The following is an 18,896-nucleotide window of genomic DNA, read 5'->3' as shown; positions in this document are numbered from 1 at the left end:
GATTCTGTGATTAAAAGGATAGAAATTTGTAATATTTATAGGTATACTAAAAGAAGGAAACGAAAGGAGAAATAATATGAAAGAATTATTTAAAGTAAATGAGTTAAGTTTTTATGAAGAGGATTTTTTAGATGACATAAATGAATATTTAGATATTGTAGATATATTAAGAGATATGCAAAGTGAATTAAGTTATGAGAAGGTAACTTGTGCAACTCAAAATGATTGCTGTGAGAAAAGTAAGGATAACTATTTTATTCAAGTACATGGTTTTATTAATAAAGAGGATGAGTTCATAACAAAGGAAGAAGTTGATATGTTTGCAAAGAATATAAAACAAGATGAACTTGATCTTTTTGTTATTAGAGTTTATAAGTGTATAGAATGTGGAAAGTGGATTATTGATATCTTAGAATAACTTATCGAGGGGTATTATATGAAAGAGGATTTGAAAAAATATTTTTCTGATTTAATTAAAGATATTAAGAGCATCAAGAGGGATACTGTCTTTGAAATTATGAAGAAGAGAGGAAAGCTTTTAACTATTCTAGCATTAGTGGTACTTATGTTTTTAGGATTTGGTATTGGTAGAATAAATACTTCTAAAGAGCATTTATTGAGTAAATTAGAAGTAGCTTTAAAAAATGACAATTCAAGCAAGCTTTCTTCAATTGCTAAGTTTAATAATAAAAAGGTAAGTAAAAAGGAAGTTCAACCGCTTATTAATTATTATTCCAAAGATAGTTCTAGAGTGGATTCAGTAATAAATAAATTGAAGACAGTAGGAGAGACAGAAGATTTAAAACTTGTTGAAGAGAATAGAGTATTTGGAACAAGGTATTATATAGATATTAAACCATATAGTTTGAAAATTGATAGTGAATTTAAGAATAGTAGATTTACTATAGATGATAAAAATTATATAAATACAGGAAGTAAAATAGATAAGTTAATCCCAGGTGTTTATACAGTAAAAGGAATTTTAGAAAGTGGATTTGGAGATATAGAAGCATCTAAAGAAATAGTACTTATGAAAGATGAAGAGATAAGCATGGAGTTTGATGCTGTAATGCTTAATATATCATCAGCATTTTATGACGCAGAAGTATTTGCTAATGGACAATCAACTAGGATATTGGTAAAAGATGCAAAAAATATAGGACCATTTCCTACTACAGGAGAAGTTAAATTACATATTGAAAAAGAGTTTCCTTGGGGAAGAGTTAAAGGTGAAGAAGTTCAAGTTAAAGATATTCCTAATTTAACACTTAATTTAAGTATGGAAAACGAAACTCTAAAGTCAGAAATAAATACTGTGGTTGATGAATTTTATAGGAGTGTTTTTTTAGCCCTTAATGAGGAAGATAAGAGCGTTATAAAAGGTGGAACAGAAAACGCCATTAATAAAATTTACGATGTGCTAGAAAAGAAGTATTTCATTTTAAAAAATAAATATAACATAAAGGATATAAAGATAGTTGAGGATAAAAACCAATATAGGTATGAAAATGGAGTGTATAGTGCAACTATTGTAGTAAGTGTGGACTATACAGTAAGTAAGAGTTTTCTTGGATTAAATAAAGAGGAAAGTAATAAATTATTTTTCACTAAAATGCTCTATAACGGGAAGGAGTGGAAGGCAGAAGACGTAGAGAACTTTAGTTTATAAGTTAAAAAGGGGGAGGAGTAATGAAGAAAAGTTTAATAAAGATAGTAACTATTATTTCGTTATCTTGTTTTATTTTTGAGAGTCCAATTGTTTATGCAACTAATTCATCTGATATAAAAGATCAAATTAATAATAATAATCAAGCTATAGACAATTTACAAAATGAAAAGGACAAAATACAAAATCAAGTTAATAATGTAAATAAAGAATTAGATAAGATTACGGAACAGATGGAAGCAAAAAATAAGGAGTTAGAGAAATCTAGCAAGAAGGTAAATGAGTTCCAAAGTAAGATAGATTCATTACAAGCTGAAATAGATAGTGTACAAGCTAAAATAAATGAGGCTGAAGAGGAAATAGTTAAAAAAGAGGAACTTATAGTTCAAAAGGAAAATGAAGCAGAAGAAAGAGAAAATATGCTTGGATTAAGAATAAGAAATTATTACAAAAATGATATGACTAGTCAAATGTTGGCCTTTTTAGTAAGTAGTGATGGTCTTTCAAGCTTTATAGGTAATATATATAATATGAAAAAGATACTTGATACTGATAAAAAGCTTATTGATGAAGTAAATAGCATTAAAGAAGCATTGAATAATGAAAAGAAGTTATTAGAAGAAAAGATCGTTGAGTTAGATGAGGAAAAAGTAGAAATAAAAAATAAACAACAAGAATTGGTTAATGCTCAAAAAGAATTCGTAGATGAACAAAATAAGTATTTAGCTCAAATGAATGATTTAAAAGGAATAGAGAGCAAAAAGCAAAGCATGATTAATTCTCTATCAGATAAGGAAAGAGAATTACAGGAGAAAATAGGTGATTTGACAGATTTCAATCAAGACTTACAGAATAAATTAGATGATTTATTCAATGGACTTGATGGTGGTAATAGTGGAAATTCTCAAGGAGAAACCTTTTTAAGACCAACTAGTGGACGTGTTACTAGTGAATATGGTCCTAGAACTCATCCAATTAGTGGACAGAGTGGATTCCATACAGGCATAGATTTAGCATCTCCATCTGGTACTCCTATTAAAGCTTCAAAGAGCGGAACTGTGGTGTATTCTGGATGGCAAGGTGGATATGGACAAGTAGTTATTATAGATCATGGCGGTGGATATAGGACTTTATATGCGCATTGCTCTAAATTAAATGTGGTTAAAAACCAAAAAGTTAGTAGGGGACAGGTTGTTGCTTTAGTTGGTTCTACAGGTAATAGTACAGGACCTCATTTGCACTTTGAGGTAAGAGTAAATAATAAACATCAAAATCCGAGAAAATATGTACCTATTTAATAAAAATAATTAATAAAAAGTAAACATATATTATTGTAGATAAGAAATTGCCTGTGGCAATTTCTTATTTTTATTTAAGACATAGGAAAAATATAAAAACCTGCACTTATAATAAGTACAGGTTAAAGGGTATGTTCATTTAAGAAAGGGAATAAATGAACATATATGTGGGGTTTATAAAAACTCTTACTAATAAAAAATATTAGTAGAGTAGTATGGGCTAAGTTTTAAAATACTTATACTTAAATTATAAATTAAAAACAGATAAAATCAATAGAAAAAAATCAAATTTTTTCTAGTTTTGCATAAAACTTTTCGACAAATATATACTATTTTAATTAATTTTAAAAAAGCATTGAAATATATGGATAAAGTATACTACTATTATAGATAATAAAAATATTGTGTATAAATGAAGGTGAGAAAATGAACATAAGAGAAGAATTTAATAGTATTTTTAAGATAAATGATGACCAAGTAGAATTTGTTAAGGAGAAGCTTAACTATAAAGATAAATTATTAATTGTTGGAGCAGAGGAAAGTGAAGAGTTAAAGGATAAAATTTCAAAGTATGAATATTTTATCGAAAAAAATAGTGATGCTTTTCTGAATAACTTTTATAAAAAGGGAAAAAGTTTTAAAGAAATATGTTTTTTATGTCAGGTGACAAAAGAATTAAGAGAAATTAGAGTTATAAGAGAGTTATCGAAGAAAATATACGAGCAATTAGGGGTAAATGGATATATAGTATTGCAAATTATTAATTATGATAAATTTATAATTGGTGGCAATAAAGAGAAAATATTTAGTGATACTGAAATTGTTTCTCCTATTTGGAAAGAAGATTTGATTAATGTATTAAAGAATATTGGATTTGTAGATATTGAAATATATGGATCTTTTGATAAGGATAATTTTAATGAGATAAATTCTAACTCTATGATTATAAGGGCAAGAAAGTATGAGGATTTATTAAAAGATACCCGAGATTATGAAGATTACAGTGAAAATGTTGTTGAGTCTAAAGTGTGTGGTGGTTGTTGTAGTAAGAAGTCTGGTGGATGTTCTAGCTGTAGCGGATGTTCAAAGGGCTGTAATAGGCATTAATTCATAATTACTAAGAAAAAATTAATATTTAAAAATACCAAAAATAATTAATATAATGTATAATATTAAATAGAATAAAAAGCAAAAATGGGGAACTTTGTATTGTTTTTATGAATTATATGAAGGAGGTATGGAACTTGGCAAAACCAAGCATATTTAGTAGAGATTACGAGAAAAGAATGAAAAGAAGAAAACGTAGGATAACAATAGGAATTATTTTGATATTGTTAGTTGTAGTGGTAGCGTTTGTTAAATTTCAGTTACCTAACATAGATTTCACACAAGTTAAAGCAAAGATACAAGCTTGGGTTGATACAGGAAAGTCTGTAGAGCAAGAGGAAGAAGTAGTAGATGAAGAACCAATAGAAGAAGAGAAACCGCAGGATGTTGAAAAGGAACCAGAAAGAACATATATTGATTTTAACATAAAAGAAGGCACTGTTGCTAAAGCAGAGTACGTAGAAGCAGAAGGTGTTAAGAAGTTTGTAGCATTAGAACCTATAGAAGGGTATACTTTTTCGTTAAGTCCTTCACAACAACAAATGATTGTAATGGATCCTAATCAAAATTTATATCTTTTAAATGTAGATGGTAGTCTAAAAGATGTAACTAAAAAAGAGTATATTTCAACGTCTAAGCAGACATTTCCTAAAGATAAAATGTTAGCAGCTTATGAAGGATATATCTGGAATTCTATACCAAGTTTCATAGATGAAAACACCATTATTTATGTTTCTCAATTACCGTACTTTGGAGCGGCAGCAACTCATAAATATGTATGGATTAAGGATATGACTAACAATACAGATAAAACTTTATGGAAAACAAAAGGAATGGACATTCAAATTGGAGAAGTTGTACCTGAAAAAGGCATAACAGTAACAATAGATGGAAATATAAAGTACATTAACGCTGCTGGAGTAATTTCTCAATAAAGAATGAGTATTTACAGATTAGTGTAAAAGAAACAAATAATTTGATAATAATTAGGAATATGTGATATAATATCCTAGTCTATCAATAGGTAAATAACTATTTTAGGAGGAATAATAAAAAAGATGGAAGCTAAAATGGAAAAAATAGAAAACAATGTAGTTAAATTAGAAGTAAGAGTTGAAGCAGAAAAGTTTAACGAAGCACTAAAGAAAGCATATAATAAGAATAAGATGCACTTCAATGTACAAGGATTTAGAAAAGGTAAGGTTCCAATGGCTATGGTTAAGAAGTACTATGGAATAGAAGTACTTTTTGATGATGCTATTAACTTTGTTATAGACGAAACTTATCCAAAGACTATAGAAGAAAACAATCTAAGACCAGTTGACTACCCACAAATAAATGTTGTAGAAGTTGGGGAAGGAAAAGACCTTGTATATACTGCACAAGTAACTGTATATCCAGAAGTTGTTCTTGGAGAATACAAGGGATTAGAAGTAGCTAAGAATTCTTATGAAGTAAAAGAAGAAGAAGTTGAAGCTCAATTAAAGTCAATGCAAGAAAAGAATGCTAGAGTTGAAGTTAAGGCAGAAGGTACAGTTGAAAATGGAGACATAGCTGTTATAGATTTCAAAGGATTCATTGATGGAGTTGCATTTGAAGGTGGAGAAGGAAAGGATTATCCTTTAGAAATTGGTTCAGGTTCATTCATAGATAACTTTGAAGAACAATTAGTTGGTGCTGCTGCTGGAGAAACTAGAGAAGTTAAAGTTAAGTTCCCAGAAGCATACGGAAACGAAGAATTAAATGATAAGGATGCTACTTTTGAAGTAACAGTTAAAGAAATTAAGGCAAAAGAACTTCCAACTTTAGATGATGAATTTGCTAAAGATGTTTCTGAATTTGATACAATAGCTGAATTAAAAGAAGACGTAGCTAAGAAGATTCAAGAAAACAATGATAATAGAGCTGAAAGAGAATATGAAGATGCAGTTATAAATGCTGCTATAGAAACAGCTACAATTGATTTACCAGAAGTTATGGTAGAAAAAGAAATAGATCATATGATTAAAGATTTAGAATCTAGATTACAATATCAAGGTTTAACTCTAGATCAATACATGGAATTTACAGGAAATACTGTTGAAAAGATGAGAGATTACATGAGAGCAAATGCTGAAAGAAAGGTTAAAGCTGATCTAGTTCTTGAAGCAATTGCTAAGGCTGAAAAGATAGTAGCAACAGAAGAAGAGTTAAAGGAAAAAGCTACTGAAGTTGCAAAGATGTACTCAGCTGGAGAAACAGAAAAAATGGTTGAATTATTAATTAATTCACAAAAAGCTATGTTAGAAAATGATATAGTTATGGGTAAAACAATTCAATTATTAAAAGATAATTGTAAAACAGCTTAATATATACAAGAGATAATTGCCAGAAAGTATTTCTGGCAATTATTTCAAATTTAATATTAACAATTAAAGACAAATCAAGTATAATTTAAATATAATTTAATTAGTATTTTAATTATTAATTATACAAGATTGGGTATGTTAATTAGGAGGTAGTATTATGGCATTAGTTCCAATGGTAGTAGAACAAACAGGCAGAGGAGAAAGATCTTATGATATTTTCTCAAGATTATTAAAAGATAGAATAATCATGCTAAGCGGTGAGGTAACAGATGAATCTGCTAACCTAATTGTAGCTCAATTATTATTCTTAGAAAGTGAAGATCCAGATAAGGATATATTCTTATATATAAATAGTCCAGGTGGATCAGTTACAGCTGGTATGGCTATTTATGATACTATGAATTATATTAAGGCAGATGTATCAACTATATGTGTAGGAATGGCAGCTTCAATGGGAGCTTTCTTACTATCTAGTGGTGCAAAAGGAAAGAGATATGCTCTACCAAATGCTGAGGTTATGATTCATCAACCTCTTGGAGGATTCCAAGGTCAAGCAACAGATATTGGCATTCATGCAAACAGAATGTTAAAGATTAAAGAGAGATTAAATAAGATTTTAAGTGAAAATACTAATCAACCATTAGAAAAATTATCAGCTGATGTAGAAAGAGATTATTTCTTAGACGGTGAAGAAGCTGTAGAGTATGGAATAGTTGATAAAGTAATAACAAAGAACGAATTAGGGAAAGATAAATAACAACCTATTGTCTAAGTGAGGTGAATGTATGGCTAAATTTGATGACAAGAAACAGCTGAAGTGTTCTTTTTGCGGTAAGAATCAAGACCAAGTAAAAAGATTAATAGCTGGACCTGGTGTATATATTTGTGATGAGTGTATTGATTTATGCTCAGAAATCATAGCAGATGAGTTTGAAGATACTCTAGAGTTTGATACTAAAACACTTCCTAAACCACAAGAAATTAAAGAATATTTAGATTCTTATGTAATTGGTCAAGAAAGTGCAAAGAAATCTTTAGCAGTTGCTGTTTATAATCATTATAAAAGAATAAATTCTAATGAGAGCAATGATGATGTTGAATTACAAAAAAGTAATATACTTTTACTAGGACCAACAGGGTCAGGTAAAACATTCTTAGCTCAAACATTAGCAAAATTCTTAAATGTTCCATTTGCTATAGCTGATGCCACAACATTAACAGAGGCTGGATATGTTGGAGAAGATGTAGAAAATATTCTATTAAGATTAATCCAAAATGCAGATTATGATGTTGAAAGAGCAGAAAAAGGAATCATTTATATAGATGAAATAGATAAGATAGCAAGAAAATCTGAAAATCCATCTATTACAAGAGATGTTTCAGGAGAAGGTGTTCAACAAGCGCTTCTTAAGATATTAGAAGGAACAGTTGCATCAGTACCACCTCAAGGAGGTCGTAAACATCCACATCAAGAATTCATTCAAATTAACACTGGAAATATATTATTTATTTGTGGTGGAGCTTTTGATGGATTAGATAAAATAATTGAAAAAAGAACAAGAAAGAGTTCTATTGGATTTGGAGCTGATATCCAATCTAAGGCTGAAAAAGATATTGGAAGCCTTCTAAAAGCAATAGAACCAGAAGATTTATTAAAGTTTGGTTTAATTCCTGAATTTGTAGGAAGATTACCACTTGTAGTAACTCTTCAATCTCTTGATAAAGAAGCACTTGTTAATATTTTAAGTAAGCCTAAAAATGCTTTAGTAAAACAATACATGAAGCTATTTGAAATTGATAATGTAGAATTAGATTTTACAGATAAAGCACTTGAAGCAATTGCAGAAAAGGCTATAGAAAGAAAGACAGGAGCAAGAGGTCTAAGATCTATAATTGAAGATGTAATGACAGATATTATGTTTGAAATTCCTTCTGATGAAAGAATAAACAAGGTTGTTATTACTGAACCTACAATTAATAAGAAGGAAAGACCAGAGATTCAAATGCTTCCAGAAGGTGAGGTTAGACCTCAATTAAAGGCTAAGAAGCCTAAAAAGAAAAAAGGTGTAGAAACTGCTTAATAAAAAAGGTTGTTTTTACAGCCTTTTTTTTATTGTCTAGGAAAGTATAAAATTTTAATTTACTACAAATCAAAGGTATTATAGGAAATTATACTGGCAATTAACTCGTGAATACCTTCAACATTTTAATGTTACTAAAGTTTTTTGCTTTATAAAAATTATCAATTAATTTTTATTTATGTATAGCAGACTTAGGAAGAGTTAATAATTATAAACGGATATAATTAATGACTTGGAGGTAGAGTAATGGCAGAAATTTTGATTTTATTACAGATAGTTTTAATGGGGTTAATGATATATCTTATTATATCTAATAATAAGAGTATGAGGGCAAGGAAGGTAGTTATAGATAAAGAAAGTACTAAGGAATTAGAGAATTTATACAAAATGAGGGGGGTTACATTGACAGTACCCTTAACAGAAAAAAGTAGGCCTAGTAGTTTTCAAGAAGTAGTTGGTCAAGATAAGGGAATCAAAGCGTTAAAAGCGGCTTTATGCGGCCCTAATCCACAACATGTAATAATATATGGCCCTCCAGGTGTTGGCAAGACAGCAGCTGCTAGATTGGTTCTAGAAGAAGCAAAGAAAAACAGTAGCTCTCCTTTTAAGAAAGAATCTAAGTTTGTTGAAATAGATGCAACAACAATTAGGTTTGATGAGAGAGGGATTGCAGATCCATTAATAGGTTCTGTACATGACCCGATATATCAGGGGGCAGGCTCTTTAGGAGTGGCTGGAATACCACAGCCTAAACCTGGAGCTGTTACAAAGGCCCATGGAGGAGTGCTGTTTATAGATGAAATAGGAGAACTTCATCCTATAGAACTAAATAAGTTATTAAAAGTTCTTGAGGACAGGAAGGTCTTTTTAGATAGTTCCTATTATAGTTCAGAAGATCCTAATATGCCTAAATATATTAAGGAAGTTTTTGAAAATGGTCTGCCTGCAGATTTTAGATTAATTGGTGCAACAACTAAAAGCCCAGAAGATATTCTTCCTGCAATAAGGTCAAGATGTGTAGAAATATTCTTTAGGGCATTAGATTCAGATGAGATAATAAAAATTGGAGCAGATGCATCAAAAAAAGCAGGGTTAAAGCTAGATAAAAAGTGTGAAGAATTAATAGGAGAATTCTGTAGTAATGGTAGAGAGGTTATTAATCTAATACAGTTATGTTCAGGGGTTGCTTTGAATGAAAATAGAGATTACATAACTAGTAATGATGTTGAATGGGTAATAGAAAATTGCCAGTATACAAAGAGAATAGAAGAAAAGGTATTTGAGGAGCCCTCTATAGGAAAAGTAAATGGTTTGGCTGTTTATGGCGCTAATATAGGGGCTGTTATGACTATAGAAGCATCTGCTAAGAGGGTAAAGGATGGTGTTGGAAAGTTAAAGGTATCCGGAGTAGTTGAAGAGGAGAGTATATCTAGTAATAATAAAAAGGTTACAAGGAAAAGTATGATTATTTCTTCTGTAGAAAATGTTCTAACAATACTAAGTAATATATTCGATATTGATTGTAAGAAATATGATATACACGTTAATATTCCAGGTGGTTCCTTAGTTGATGGTCCTTCAGCTGGTATAGCTATTGCTACTGCAATTTATAGTGCAATAAAAGGTATGAAAGTAAATAATAAAGTAGCTATGACAGGTGAAGTAGGATTATTAGGTGGAGTAAAACCAATAGGTGGAGTTAGAGCTAAGATAATAGGGGCAAAGAAAGCTGGAGCAAGTAAAGTTATCATACCAAAAGAAAATTGGAGTGAAGGTCTTCTTGAAGTAGGTGGCATTGAAATATGTCCAGTTGAAAATATTAGAGAGGTATTTAATATGGCCTTTATAAATTTCCCTATGTCTTTAGAAGAAGAGGAGTTAAATATTCTTTCAGCCAGTGGTGAAGGTAAAGAGAAAGGTGTTTGCTAATTATAGCTAACACCTTTTAAAGTCTAATTATTGAAAAAAATATATATTATGTGTATACTAATTAAGTCTAAACAATTATAACATGGATGGAGGGAGAGTATCATGAAAGAGTATATTAGACTTCCTTTGATTCCTTTAAGGGGACTAACTATTTTTCCTAATATGGTATTACATTTTGATGTAGGACGTGAGAAATCAGTTGCTGCTATTGAAGAAGCAATGTTAAATGATGAAAATATATTTTTAGCATCACAAAGAGATCCAGAGATAGAGGAACCTACTTCTGAGAATATAAGTAAGATAGGAACTTTATGTAAAATAAAGCAAATAATAAAGATGCCTGGCGATACTATGAGAGTATTAGTAGAAGGTAAGGTAAGATGCGAAATAAAGGAATATTTTAATAACGAAAACTACTTTGAGGTTTCTATAAGTGAGGTTAATGAAACCTTAGAAGAAAGTCCGGAGATAGAGGCTTATTTTAATTCTTTAAAGAAAACTCTTGCAAGATTTTTAAAACAATCAGGCGAAAATACTAGTGAATTTGCTAAAGAGATAAAACTTGTAGATAACGTAATAGAGTATGTGGATATGGTTTCTGGATATTTACCAATATCTGAGGAAAAGAAACAAGAAATACTTGAAACTTTAGATATAAAGAAGAGAATAGAAGCTATCATAGTATTTATAGAAAATGAGATCAAGGTTGTTCAAGTGCAAAAGAAGCTTGCTAAAAAGATGAAAAAGAGTGTTGATGATTCTCAAAAAGAATTCTATTTAAGAGAGCAGCTTAAGTTTATTCAACAAGAATTAGGACAAGACGATGAAGAAACTAAAATAATAAAGGAATATGAACAAAAGCTTGAGACTATGAGACTTCCTAAGGAAGTTAAGGAGAAAGCTTCATATGAACTAAAAAAGCTAAAAGGAATGAATATCTCTTCTTCTGAAGGAAATACAATTCAAAGCTATTTAGATTGGGTATTTGATTTACCATGGGGTAAAAATACAAAGGAACGATTAGATATAAATAGGGCTGAAGAAGTTTTAAATGAAGAGCATTATGGATTAGATGATGTAAAAGAAAGAATATTAGAGTATCTTTCTGTTAAGAAGATGAGTGGAACTTTAAAAGGACCAATTTTATGTTTAGTAGGACCTCCAGGTGTTGGTAAAACATCTATTGCAAGATCTATTGCAAAGGCTATAAATAGAAAGTATGTAAGAATGTCCTTAGGTGGAATGAGAGATGAAGCTGAAATTAGGGGACATAGGAGAACTTATGTTGGAGCTATTCCAGGTAGAATAGTTTATTCATTAAAGGAAGCTAAATCAATGAATCCTCTAATATTATTAGATGAAATTGATAAGTTAAGCTCAGATTATAAGGGCAATCCAGGGGATGCTTTATTAGAGGTATTAGATAGCGAACAAAACAAAACATTTAGGGACAACTACATGGAGCTTCCAATCGATTTATCTAAGGTTTTATTTATTACAACTGCAAATAGTTTAGATACAATACCAAGACCATTGTTAGATAGAATGGAAGTTGTAGAAGTATCAGGATATACTTATGAAGAAAAGTTTAATATAGCAAGAAATCACTTAATTCCAAAAATATTTAAAGAATACAAATTAAATAATGAAGTTATTACTATAAATGATGAAGCTATTAAGTTTGTTATAGATGGTTATACAAGGGAATCTGGTGTAAGAAGCCTTGAAAGAGTTATTTCTTCTTTAATTAGAAAGTCAATGGCGTCTATATTAAAGAATGACTTAGAGTCTATGAATATAGATAAGGCTAAGGTAGAAGAGCTACTTGGAACTAAGAGATATAGCTTTGATGAAAAGATGAAGGAAGACAAGGTTGGTGTAGTTACAGGAATGGCTTGGACTGCATATGGCGGGGATACTTTACCAGTAGAAGCTATGGTTATGAGTGGTAGTGGTAAACTTCAGCTTACAGGACAGCTTGGCGATGTAATGCAAGAATCAGCAAAGGCGGCCTATACATATGTAAGAGCAAATGCATCTAAGTACAATATAGAAGAAGATTTCTATAAGACTAAGGACATACATATTCATGTTCCTGAAGGTGCTGTGCCTAAGGATGGACCTTCTGCTGGTGTTACTATGGTAACGGCTCTTGTATCAGCGTTATCAGGTAATAAGGTTAAGTGTAATGTAGCTATGACAGGTGAAGTTACTTTGACAGGAAGAGTTTTAGCTATAGGTGGTTTAAAAGAAAAATCTTTAGCAGCTTATAGAATGGGAATAGATACAATAATAATTCCAAAAGAAAATGAAAAAGATATAGAAAAGATACCTTCTTCAGTTAAGGAAAACCTTACTATTATAACAGCAGAGGAAGTTGGAGAGGTATTAAATAATGCTATAGTTGGAGATGAAGCCAATGAGAATTAAACAAAGTGAATTCATAATTTCAGCAGTAAAAAGAGACCAGTATCCTAAGGATGATAGGGTTGAGGTAGCTTTTGTTGGAAGGTCAAACGTAGGTAAGAGTTCAATTATAAATGCTCTTACTAATAGAAGAAAGTTAGCTAAAGTAAGTGGTACTCCAGGAAAGACAAGGTTAATTAACTTCTTTCTTATAAATAATGACTTTTATTTAGTTGATTTACCTGGGTATGGATATGCAAAGGTATCAAAGAAAGAAAAGGAGAGCTGGGGGAAGACAATAGAAACTTACTTAAATGGTAGAGAAGAACTTAAGAGAGTTGTTCTTCTAGTGGATTCAAGACACAAGCCAACTACTGATGATATCATGATGCATGAATGGATAAAGCATTATGGATATGATGTTATAGTAGTTGCAACAAAGAGTGATAAGTTATCTAATAATGAATTAGGTAAAAGTAAAAAAATAATAAAAGAAACTTTAAAGTTAAGTCCAGATGATAAATTATATTACTTCTCATCCTTAAATAAAAAAGGAAAAGATGAGTTAATAGATAATTTATTTGGAGATTTAGCTTCAGAAGAGTAGTAAATAGAGCAATTTAGAGCTTTTTCTAAGTTGCTCTATTTCTTTTTTGTAGTAAATAAGAAATTTTATATGAAAATTGTGTCAAATAAGTCTTTATAGAATAAGATATACTATAAAAATTAAATATTAAATCCCAAGGAGGAAATGATATGGAAATCAATGACATTATTAATGGATTAAACTGCAATAATGGCGCAAACAACAATAATAATTGTGGAACTAACAATAATAACTGTGGTTGTGGCGGAAATTGCGGATTTGGTAACTGCGGTGGATTCGGCGGCGGATTCGGCGGTTGGTGGATTTGGATAATCTTATTATTCTTCTTCTTCGGTTGGGGCGGAAATGGCTTTGGCGGAGGCTTTGGTGGTAACTATGGTAGAAATAATTGTTGCTGCTGCTGCGAAAAGAAGAGAAAGAAAGATGATTGCTGCTGCTGTGGAGGAAATAACTACAACAATGGATGCGGATGCGGAAGCGGATATGGAAACAATAATGGATTCTTTGGTGGATCTTGGTGGTTATTCTTACTAGTTCTATTATTTATATGCTCTGGTGATTGTGGTGGTTGTGGCAACTTCATAGGTGATGGTTGCGGTTGCGGATGCTAATAAAATAGCTATCTGACTAATCTAGAAGGGAGCGATAGTTATGTCAAAGAAGAAGCGTAGAAAAGATAATTACTGCTGTTGCGAATGTTGTGATCCATGTAATTGCTGTAATTGCTGTGATTGTTGTTATGATGATTGTTGCTGTGGAAGCAATAACAACAATGGAATGGGATGTGGTATCCTAGAAGCTATTATATTCTGGCTAATAGCTTGCGGAGCAGGATTATTAAACACTAATTCAATCTTAATAATATTACTATTTTTACTTTATGGTTGGAGCTGCGGTAGCTGCGGATTCGACGGATTTGGTTGGTAGTAAAGTTAGGTGGAGGGCAGAAATGCCCTCCAAAAAATTTGCCTTAATTTATAACCAAAATATACATTCGTACATATAATATCATAAATAATACTCATTTTAGGAGGATCATTATGTCAAAACGTAGGCATAGAGATAGATCAAGAGAGAGTAATAATATGGGTAGGAATCAAGGCTTTGGTGCAAACTCAAATAATAGATTTCCATTTGGAATTAATCCACAACAACTTCTTGGGATGTTAGGTGGAAACATTGATATGAATAGACTAGGAAGCATGTTAAATTCAATGAATATGGAAGGCTTTGATTTAAACTCAATGAATCAGCAGATGAATAACAATAATAACGGAAATGCTAATATGAATGGTAACAATAATAATTTTAACTTTGAAAGTATGATGAATGCAATGAGTGGAATGAATATGATGGGGAATCATATGGACAACAATAAAGTAAATACCGAAAATACACCCAAATTCGATGAAAATTCATATCCAGAAGAAGTCGATGATGAAAACATACAAATATTATTGTCCTTAAGAAAGATAGTTGATCCGAATAAAGTACAATTTGTAGATAAAATAATAGAATTATATAATAATGGTGCATTTAATGAAAAATAAAACTGTATAATTCCCATAAATATAGTCAATAATATTAATGTACCGGAGAAAGTATTCTCCTATAGCTACATGAAGTTATTCTTCATAAAGCTAAAACCCCCCATCCCCCTTTTAGGCCGCAGTTGATGCGGCCTTTTCATTTTTTATTTCTTGTATATTGAGGATATTTTGTATGAATTATCTCCGCTCTTTATTGTAGTTACATAGAATGTAGTTTCAGTCTTTGATGAATCATCTTTTTCACGTATATATTTTTCAAAAGATAATATCCATTTCATTGAGGTTATATTACCTTCATTATCAACAGATTCATCATAAAAGAAAGCATTTTGAAAGCTATATTGATTATGTTCTTTATCAAGGTTCCACAATAACCCTAGTTCGCCTTCTGAGATGTTTTCGGCGAATATATCTGGAACCTCATCTAATTCATAATCTTTTTGCAACAAGTCAATTAAAGATAGGATATTACCAAGGTCCGGAATTTTAATACTATCTTTAGTTATATTCATTGTGGCATTATCTATTATCATAAATGAATCTAAAGATGAGTTGCCAGAAGATGAGTTTAATGAGTAGCATTGTGGAGTTTTATTCCCGCTTGAATCTAGTATTCCAAAAATATTTTTATTAGATGTAAAAACTTTTTTAAAGTCACCATCTATCCATTTAAATATATAAGAGATACTTTTATCTTGTGATGTTTGTACTATTATCTCTGGTGTGGAGCTTCTTGAAAGATTTTTTAGAAATACTCTTGTTGGCCAATGGGACTTTGTTTTTCCTAAGTTATTGTTGTCGCATAATTTACTTAGGAGATAGTTTTTATTTCCTATAGTAATTTTAATATCATCAAAGCCATCATTAGATATTATTTCAATAGCATCTTCTATATTGTCTCCATTTAAATCAATTGATGTGGTTTTTCCATACTCTATGGGAGCTATAACATTAATATCAGTTTTATTTTTAGGGATTCGTAACAAAATTAATGTAGAGATTATTAGTATTATAAAAAATGAGAAGATTAAAATTTGTTTCTTCTTTATAATTAGTACCTTCAATTTACTCACCTCATATACATTATATGAAGGGTTGAATAAGAATATAAATAAAAAAGGATCACTTTATATAAAGTGATCTTTTACTTGTCGCAATCAGGACATATTCCATAGAAGTATATTTGGTTTGATAAAATCTTGTACTTTGAAACCTTACTTGCTTCAGCATTTAAGTTATCTAAGCATAGAGAATCTAAATCTTCTACTTTACTACAATTTATACATTGAAGATGTGGATGTGGATAAGTAGTTCCATCATATCTGAAATTACCTTCACCAACATTTATTTCTTGTATTAACCCGACCTCAGCTAATGTTTTAAGTGCTTTATAAACCGTAGCTAAACTCATAGTAGGATATTCTGTTTGAATAGCCTTATAAATTGCTTCTGCAGATGGATGTTCCTTTGTGCTCATAAGATACTTATATACTGCAAGTCTTTGTGGAGTAAGTTTTAACTTTTTTTCTTTAAAAACAGCAGTTATATTTTCCATAAGAGTCATCCTTTCCAGTTTGTTAACAATATTATAATAAATTATTAAATAAGTGTCAATCATTATTCATGGAAGTTTGTAAGTATTTAATAACTATTATTGTTTATCCAAAGAAAAATTAGTTGCTTAACCCTTAGAAGTATGTTAAAATATAGACAAATATGTTAAATATTTAACATCGGTTCATGTTCAATTTCATTTTTTAGGAGTATATAAATACTCCTGTTTTTTTTATTCTTTTAAGAAAATATAAAATTTTAATTAGCTATAAATTAAAGTTATTATTACAATTTCATATTAAAAAATATAAAATCAAGGATAATAATTTTATATTTTCATTACCTTTAGTAGGAGTGGGGGGAGGGATATTTGTTTTGATGTAACTTGGAGCTTGCGACGGAACGAGCAAAATAAATATCCCCCAACCTTTTTTGTAAAGAATTTATTTACAATATATTCATTATCTTTCTTATTATTGCAATAGAAGATAATCAGTGATACACTAAGTTATGTTAGGAGATATTGGAATCTATAGGAGGTCTTAAATATGGCAAAATATAAAGTTGGAGACAAATTAATAATTGTAAATGATCCAAGTGAAGAGAAAGGAAAACTTCAAGAGTTAAGTAAGTTAACTGTAGAGGATGATTATGCTCAGTTTTCTTGGGGAGTTAAAATATTAAATGTTGAGTATGATAAACCGTATGTTACCCTAACATATAGAAATGTTAGAGGAGAAAAACATAAAGTTTTTGCTGAATGTAAGGATATAGAAAATTTTGATCAACAAAAGGTTTTAGAAAAAGCTTTATTAAAAGCATTCCAAAATGAGATCATAGATATATCAGTAGTTAAAAATTCGGGATTATAAGATTTAAAAGAGAAATTGCAAATGTAATTTCTCTTTTTGTTTACCAAATATTAAATTTCTCCCTAATTAACTGGTGAATTTATATATACATGCTTTATAAATATTGAGATTACTGCGTTAGTAATAAAAAAGGGGACTAAGGTCATAACATGTTAAAAAATATAGGAAAAATGTTATAAAATGTTATATAATGTTATTAATGAAGTAATAGAGGTGCTAGTTATGAATATTTATTTAGCAAGACAAGCCATATATGATAGAAATTTTAAAGTAGAAGCATATGAGTTATTATTTAGGAATTCTAAAGAAAACAGATTTGTGGGAAATATAGATGAGGATAGTGCTACCATAAAATTAATTTCTAATTGTGCAACAATAGGATTAAATGAACTGACAAATAATAAAAAAGCATATATTAATTTTTCCCAAGGAGTATTATTAAATGATGTGGCAAGCCTTTTATCTAAAGAGAAGGTAGTAGTAGAGATTTTAGAAAATGTTATTCCAACAGAGGATGTAGTGAGTTATTTGCAGGAACTAAAATCAAAAGGATATATATTAGCTCTAGATGACGTATCCTTTAGTACAAATTATAAAAATTTTGGGACAATGATAGATATATATAAGATAGATTTTAAAATTACATCTCCAAATCAACGAAAGTTTCTTGTAAATGTACTAAAGAATTATAATCCTGGAGCAAAGCTATTAGCAGAGAAGATAGAGACAGATGAAGAGTATATAGAAGCTATGGAAAGTGGTTATTCTTATTTTCAAGGATATTATTTTAGTAAGCCTTTAATGATAGAAGGAAAAGATATACCAGTAAGAAATGTAACTTGCTTTAACTTAATGAGTGAATTGTTAAGAGATGATTTTGATATAGATAAAATTGAATCAATAATAAAGACAGATGTTTCTATAAGTTATAAGTTAATGAAATTTTTAAATTCTGCAGCATTTTCTTTTGTTCAAAAAATTTCATCAATAAAACAGGCAATAATGCTTTTGGGACGAAGGGAATTAAAAAAGTGGCTTTCTATGATTGTAATGAGTGAAATGAGAGGCGGTAATAGTGAAGAAGTTACTAATGGTACAATAATAAGAGGAAGGTTTTGTGAGTTAGTTCAATCAAGAATAGAAGAAAAAAATCAATCATTAGCATTTATGGTAGGCTTATTTTCAAATTTAGATAGTTATATGCAAAAAGATATGGCTGAAATTATAAAGGAGTTACCTGTTGATGAAGAAATAAAAGATGCATTATTAGGAAAAGAGAATAATTTAAGAAAGGTGTTAGAGTTAGTTCTTTCTTATGAGAATATGAATATTAATAGAATGGAAGAATATTGTGAGATGCTAAATTTAGATAAAAAAATACTTATTGATTTATATATGGAGTCGATAGAGTGGTCTAATAGGTTGGCAATTATATAAAAATATACTAAATTGTAAAAAAAACCTTTATTTTTACTGAA

General features: G+C 30.0%; 18 protein-coding genes. 16 read left to right on the top strand and 2 right to left on the bottom strand.

Annotated features, from left to right (window positions below):
- Window positions 1-76: 76 nt before the first annotated feature.
- The 14 genes from I4V16_RS09490 (at window position 77) to I4V16_RS09425 (ending at window position 14,992) form a co-directional block, all read left to right on the top strand.
- On the top strand, window positions 77-418 hold the full coding sequence (locus I4V16_RS09490) for a hypothetical protein (protein ID WP_049177115.1): 342 nt from the start codon (window positions 77-79) through the stop codon (window positions 416-418).
- 18 nt (window positions 419-436) lie between these two features.
- Window positions 437-1,669 carry a hypothetical protein gene (locus I4V16_RS09485; protein WP_111937619.1) on the top strand — a complete coding sequence of 411 codons (1,233 nt, stop codon included), beginning with the start codon at window positions 437-439 and terminating at the stop codon, window positions 1,667-1,669.
- A 20-nt stretch (window positions 1,670-1,689) separates the two neighbouring features.
- Window positions 1,690-2,964, top strand: coding sequence for a peptidoglycan DD-metalloendopeptidase family protein (locus I4V16_RS09480; RefSeq protein ID WP_049177113.1), 1,275 nt, complete (start codon window positions 1,690-1,692; stop codon window positions 2,962-2,964).
- 426 nt (window positions 2,965-3,390) lie between these two features.
- On the top strand, window positions 3,391-4,071 hold the full coding sequence (locus tag I4V16_RS09475) for a hypothetical protein (RefSeq protein ID WP_049177112.1): 681 nt from the start codon (window positions 3,391-3,393) through the stop codon (window positions 4,069-4,071).
- Window positions 4,072-4,208: 137 nt separating this feature from the next.
- On the top strand, window positions 4,209-5,006 hold the full coding sequence (locus I4V16_RS09470) for a hypothetical protein (protein ID WP_049177111.1): 798 nt from the start codon (window positions 4,209-4,211) through the stop codon (window positions 5,004-5,006).
- A gap of 123 nt (window positions 5,007-5,129) precedes the next feature.
- A complete protein-coding gene (gene tig, locus I4V16_RS09465; protein ID WP_099314390.1) occupies window positions 5,130-6,419 on the top strand; it encodes a trigger factor in 1,290 nt (429 codons plus the stop codon).
- A gap of 157 nt (window positions 6,420-6,576) precedes the next feature.
- On the top strand, window positions 6,577-7,176 hold the full coding sequence (gene clpP, locus I4V16_RS09460) for an ATP-dependent Clp endopeptidase proteolytic subunit ClpP (protein WP_027096816.1): 600 nt from the start codon (window positions 6,577-6,579) through the stop codon (window positions 7,174-7,176).
- 28 nt (window positions 7,177-7,204) lie between these two features.
- Complete coding sequence (gene clpX, locus I4V16_RS09455; RefSeq protein ID WP_049177109.1) at window positions 7,205-8,500, top strand: ATP-dependent Clp protease ATP-binding subunit ClpX; 1,296 nt, start codon at window positions 7,205-7,207, stop codon at window positions 8,498-8,500.
- Between the two features lie 246 nt (window positions 8,501-8,746).
- Window positions 8,747-10,429 carry an ATP-dependent protease LonB gene (lonB, locus tag I4V16_RS09450; RefSeq protein ID WP_049177108.1) on the top strand — a complete coding sequence of 561 codons (1,683 nt, stop codon included), beginning with the start codon at window positions 8,747-8,749 and terminating at the stop codon, window positions 10,427-10,429.
- A gap of 102 nt (window positions 10,430-10,531) precedes the next feature.
- Entirely contained in the window at window positions 10,532-12,859 is a 2,328-nt protein-coding gene (lon, locus tag I4V16_RS09445; protein WP_049177107.1) for an endopeptidase La, read from the top strand.
- On the top strand, window positions 12,849-13,442 hold the full coding sequence (yihA, locus tag I4V16_RS09440; RefSeq protein ID WP_195572929.1) for a ribosome biogenesis GTP-binding protein YihA/YsxC: 594 nt from the start codon (window positions 12,849-12,851) through the stop codon (window positions 13,440-13,442). The genes lon and yihA overlap by 11 nt, the downstream gene beginning before the upstream one ends.
- Before the next feature lie 149 nt (window positions 13,443-13,591).
- Window positions 13,592-14,053: a hypothetical protein gene (locus I4V16_RS09435; protein ID WP_049177105.1), complete on the top strand. Its 462-nt coding sequence runs from the start codon at window positions 13,592-13,594 to the stop codon at window positions 14,051-14,053.
- 40 nt (window positions 14,054-14,093) lie between these two features.
- Entirely contained in the window at window positions 14,094-14,369 is a 276-nt protein-coding gene (locus I4V16_RS09430; protein ID WP_099314391.1) for a hypothetical protein, read from the top strand.
- Window positions 14,370-14,482: 113 nt separating this feature from the next.
- Window positions 14,483-14,992 carry a hypothetical protein gene (locus I4V16_RS09425; RefSeq protein WP_049177103.1) on the top strand — a complete coding sequence of 170 codons (510 nt, stop codon included), beginning with the start codon at window positions 14,483-14,485 and terminating at the stop codon, window positions 14,990-14,992.
- Window positions 14,993-15,135: 143 nt separating this feature from the next.
- Here the strand turns inward: I4V16_RS09425 and I4V16_RS09420 are convergent, their stop codons facing one another.
- Window positions 15,136-16,056 (bottom strand): hypothetical protein, encoded by a 921-nt coding sequence (locus tag I4V16_RS09420; protein WP_111937621.1) that lies wholly within the window; start codon window positions 16,054-16,056, stop codon window positions 15,136-15,138.
- Between the two features lie 80 nt (window positions 16,057-16,136).
- Window positions 16,137-16,547, bottom strand: coding sequence for a Fur family transcriptional regulator (locus tag I4V16_RS09415; RefSeq protein WP_049177101.1), 411 nt, complete (start codon window positions 16,545-16,547; stop codon window positions 16,137-16,139).
- A 547-nt stretch (window positions 16,548-17,094) separates the two neighbouring features.
- Here I4V16_RS09415 and I4V16_RS09410 point away from each other — a divergent pair.
- Together I4V16_RS09410 and I4V16_RS09405 are read left to right on the top strand one after the other, a co-directional pair.
- Window positions 17,095-17,418 carry a hypothetical protein gene (locus I4V16_RS09410; protein ID WP_049177061.1) on the top strand — a complete coding sequence of 108 codons (324 nt, stop codon included), beginning with the start codon at window positions 17,095-17,097 and terminating at the stop codon, window positions 17,416-17,418.
- A gap of 222 nt (window positions 17,419-17,640) precedes the next feature.
- Window positions 17,641-18,855 (top strand): HDOD domain-containing protein, encoded by a 1,215-nt coding sequence (locus tag I4V16_RS09405; RefSeq protein ID WP_065423148.1) that lies wholly within the window; start codon window positions 17,641-17,643, stop codon window positions 18,853-18,855.
- The last annotated feature ends 41 nt before the right edge of the window (window positions 18,856-18,896 follow it).

Origin of the sequence: Clostridium sp. 1001283B150210_160208_E6, assembly GCF_015669365.1 — a bacterium.
Lineage (GTDB): Bacteria > Bacillota > Clostridia > Clostridiales > Clostridiaceae > Clostridium > Clostridium paraputrificum.
The sequence above is the reverse complement of the archived record's forward strand: the minus strand, read 5'-3'. Positions and strand labels throughout refer to the sequence as shown.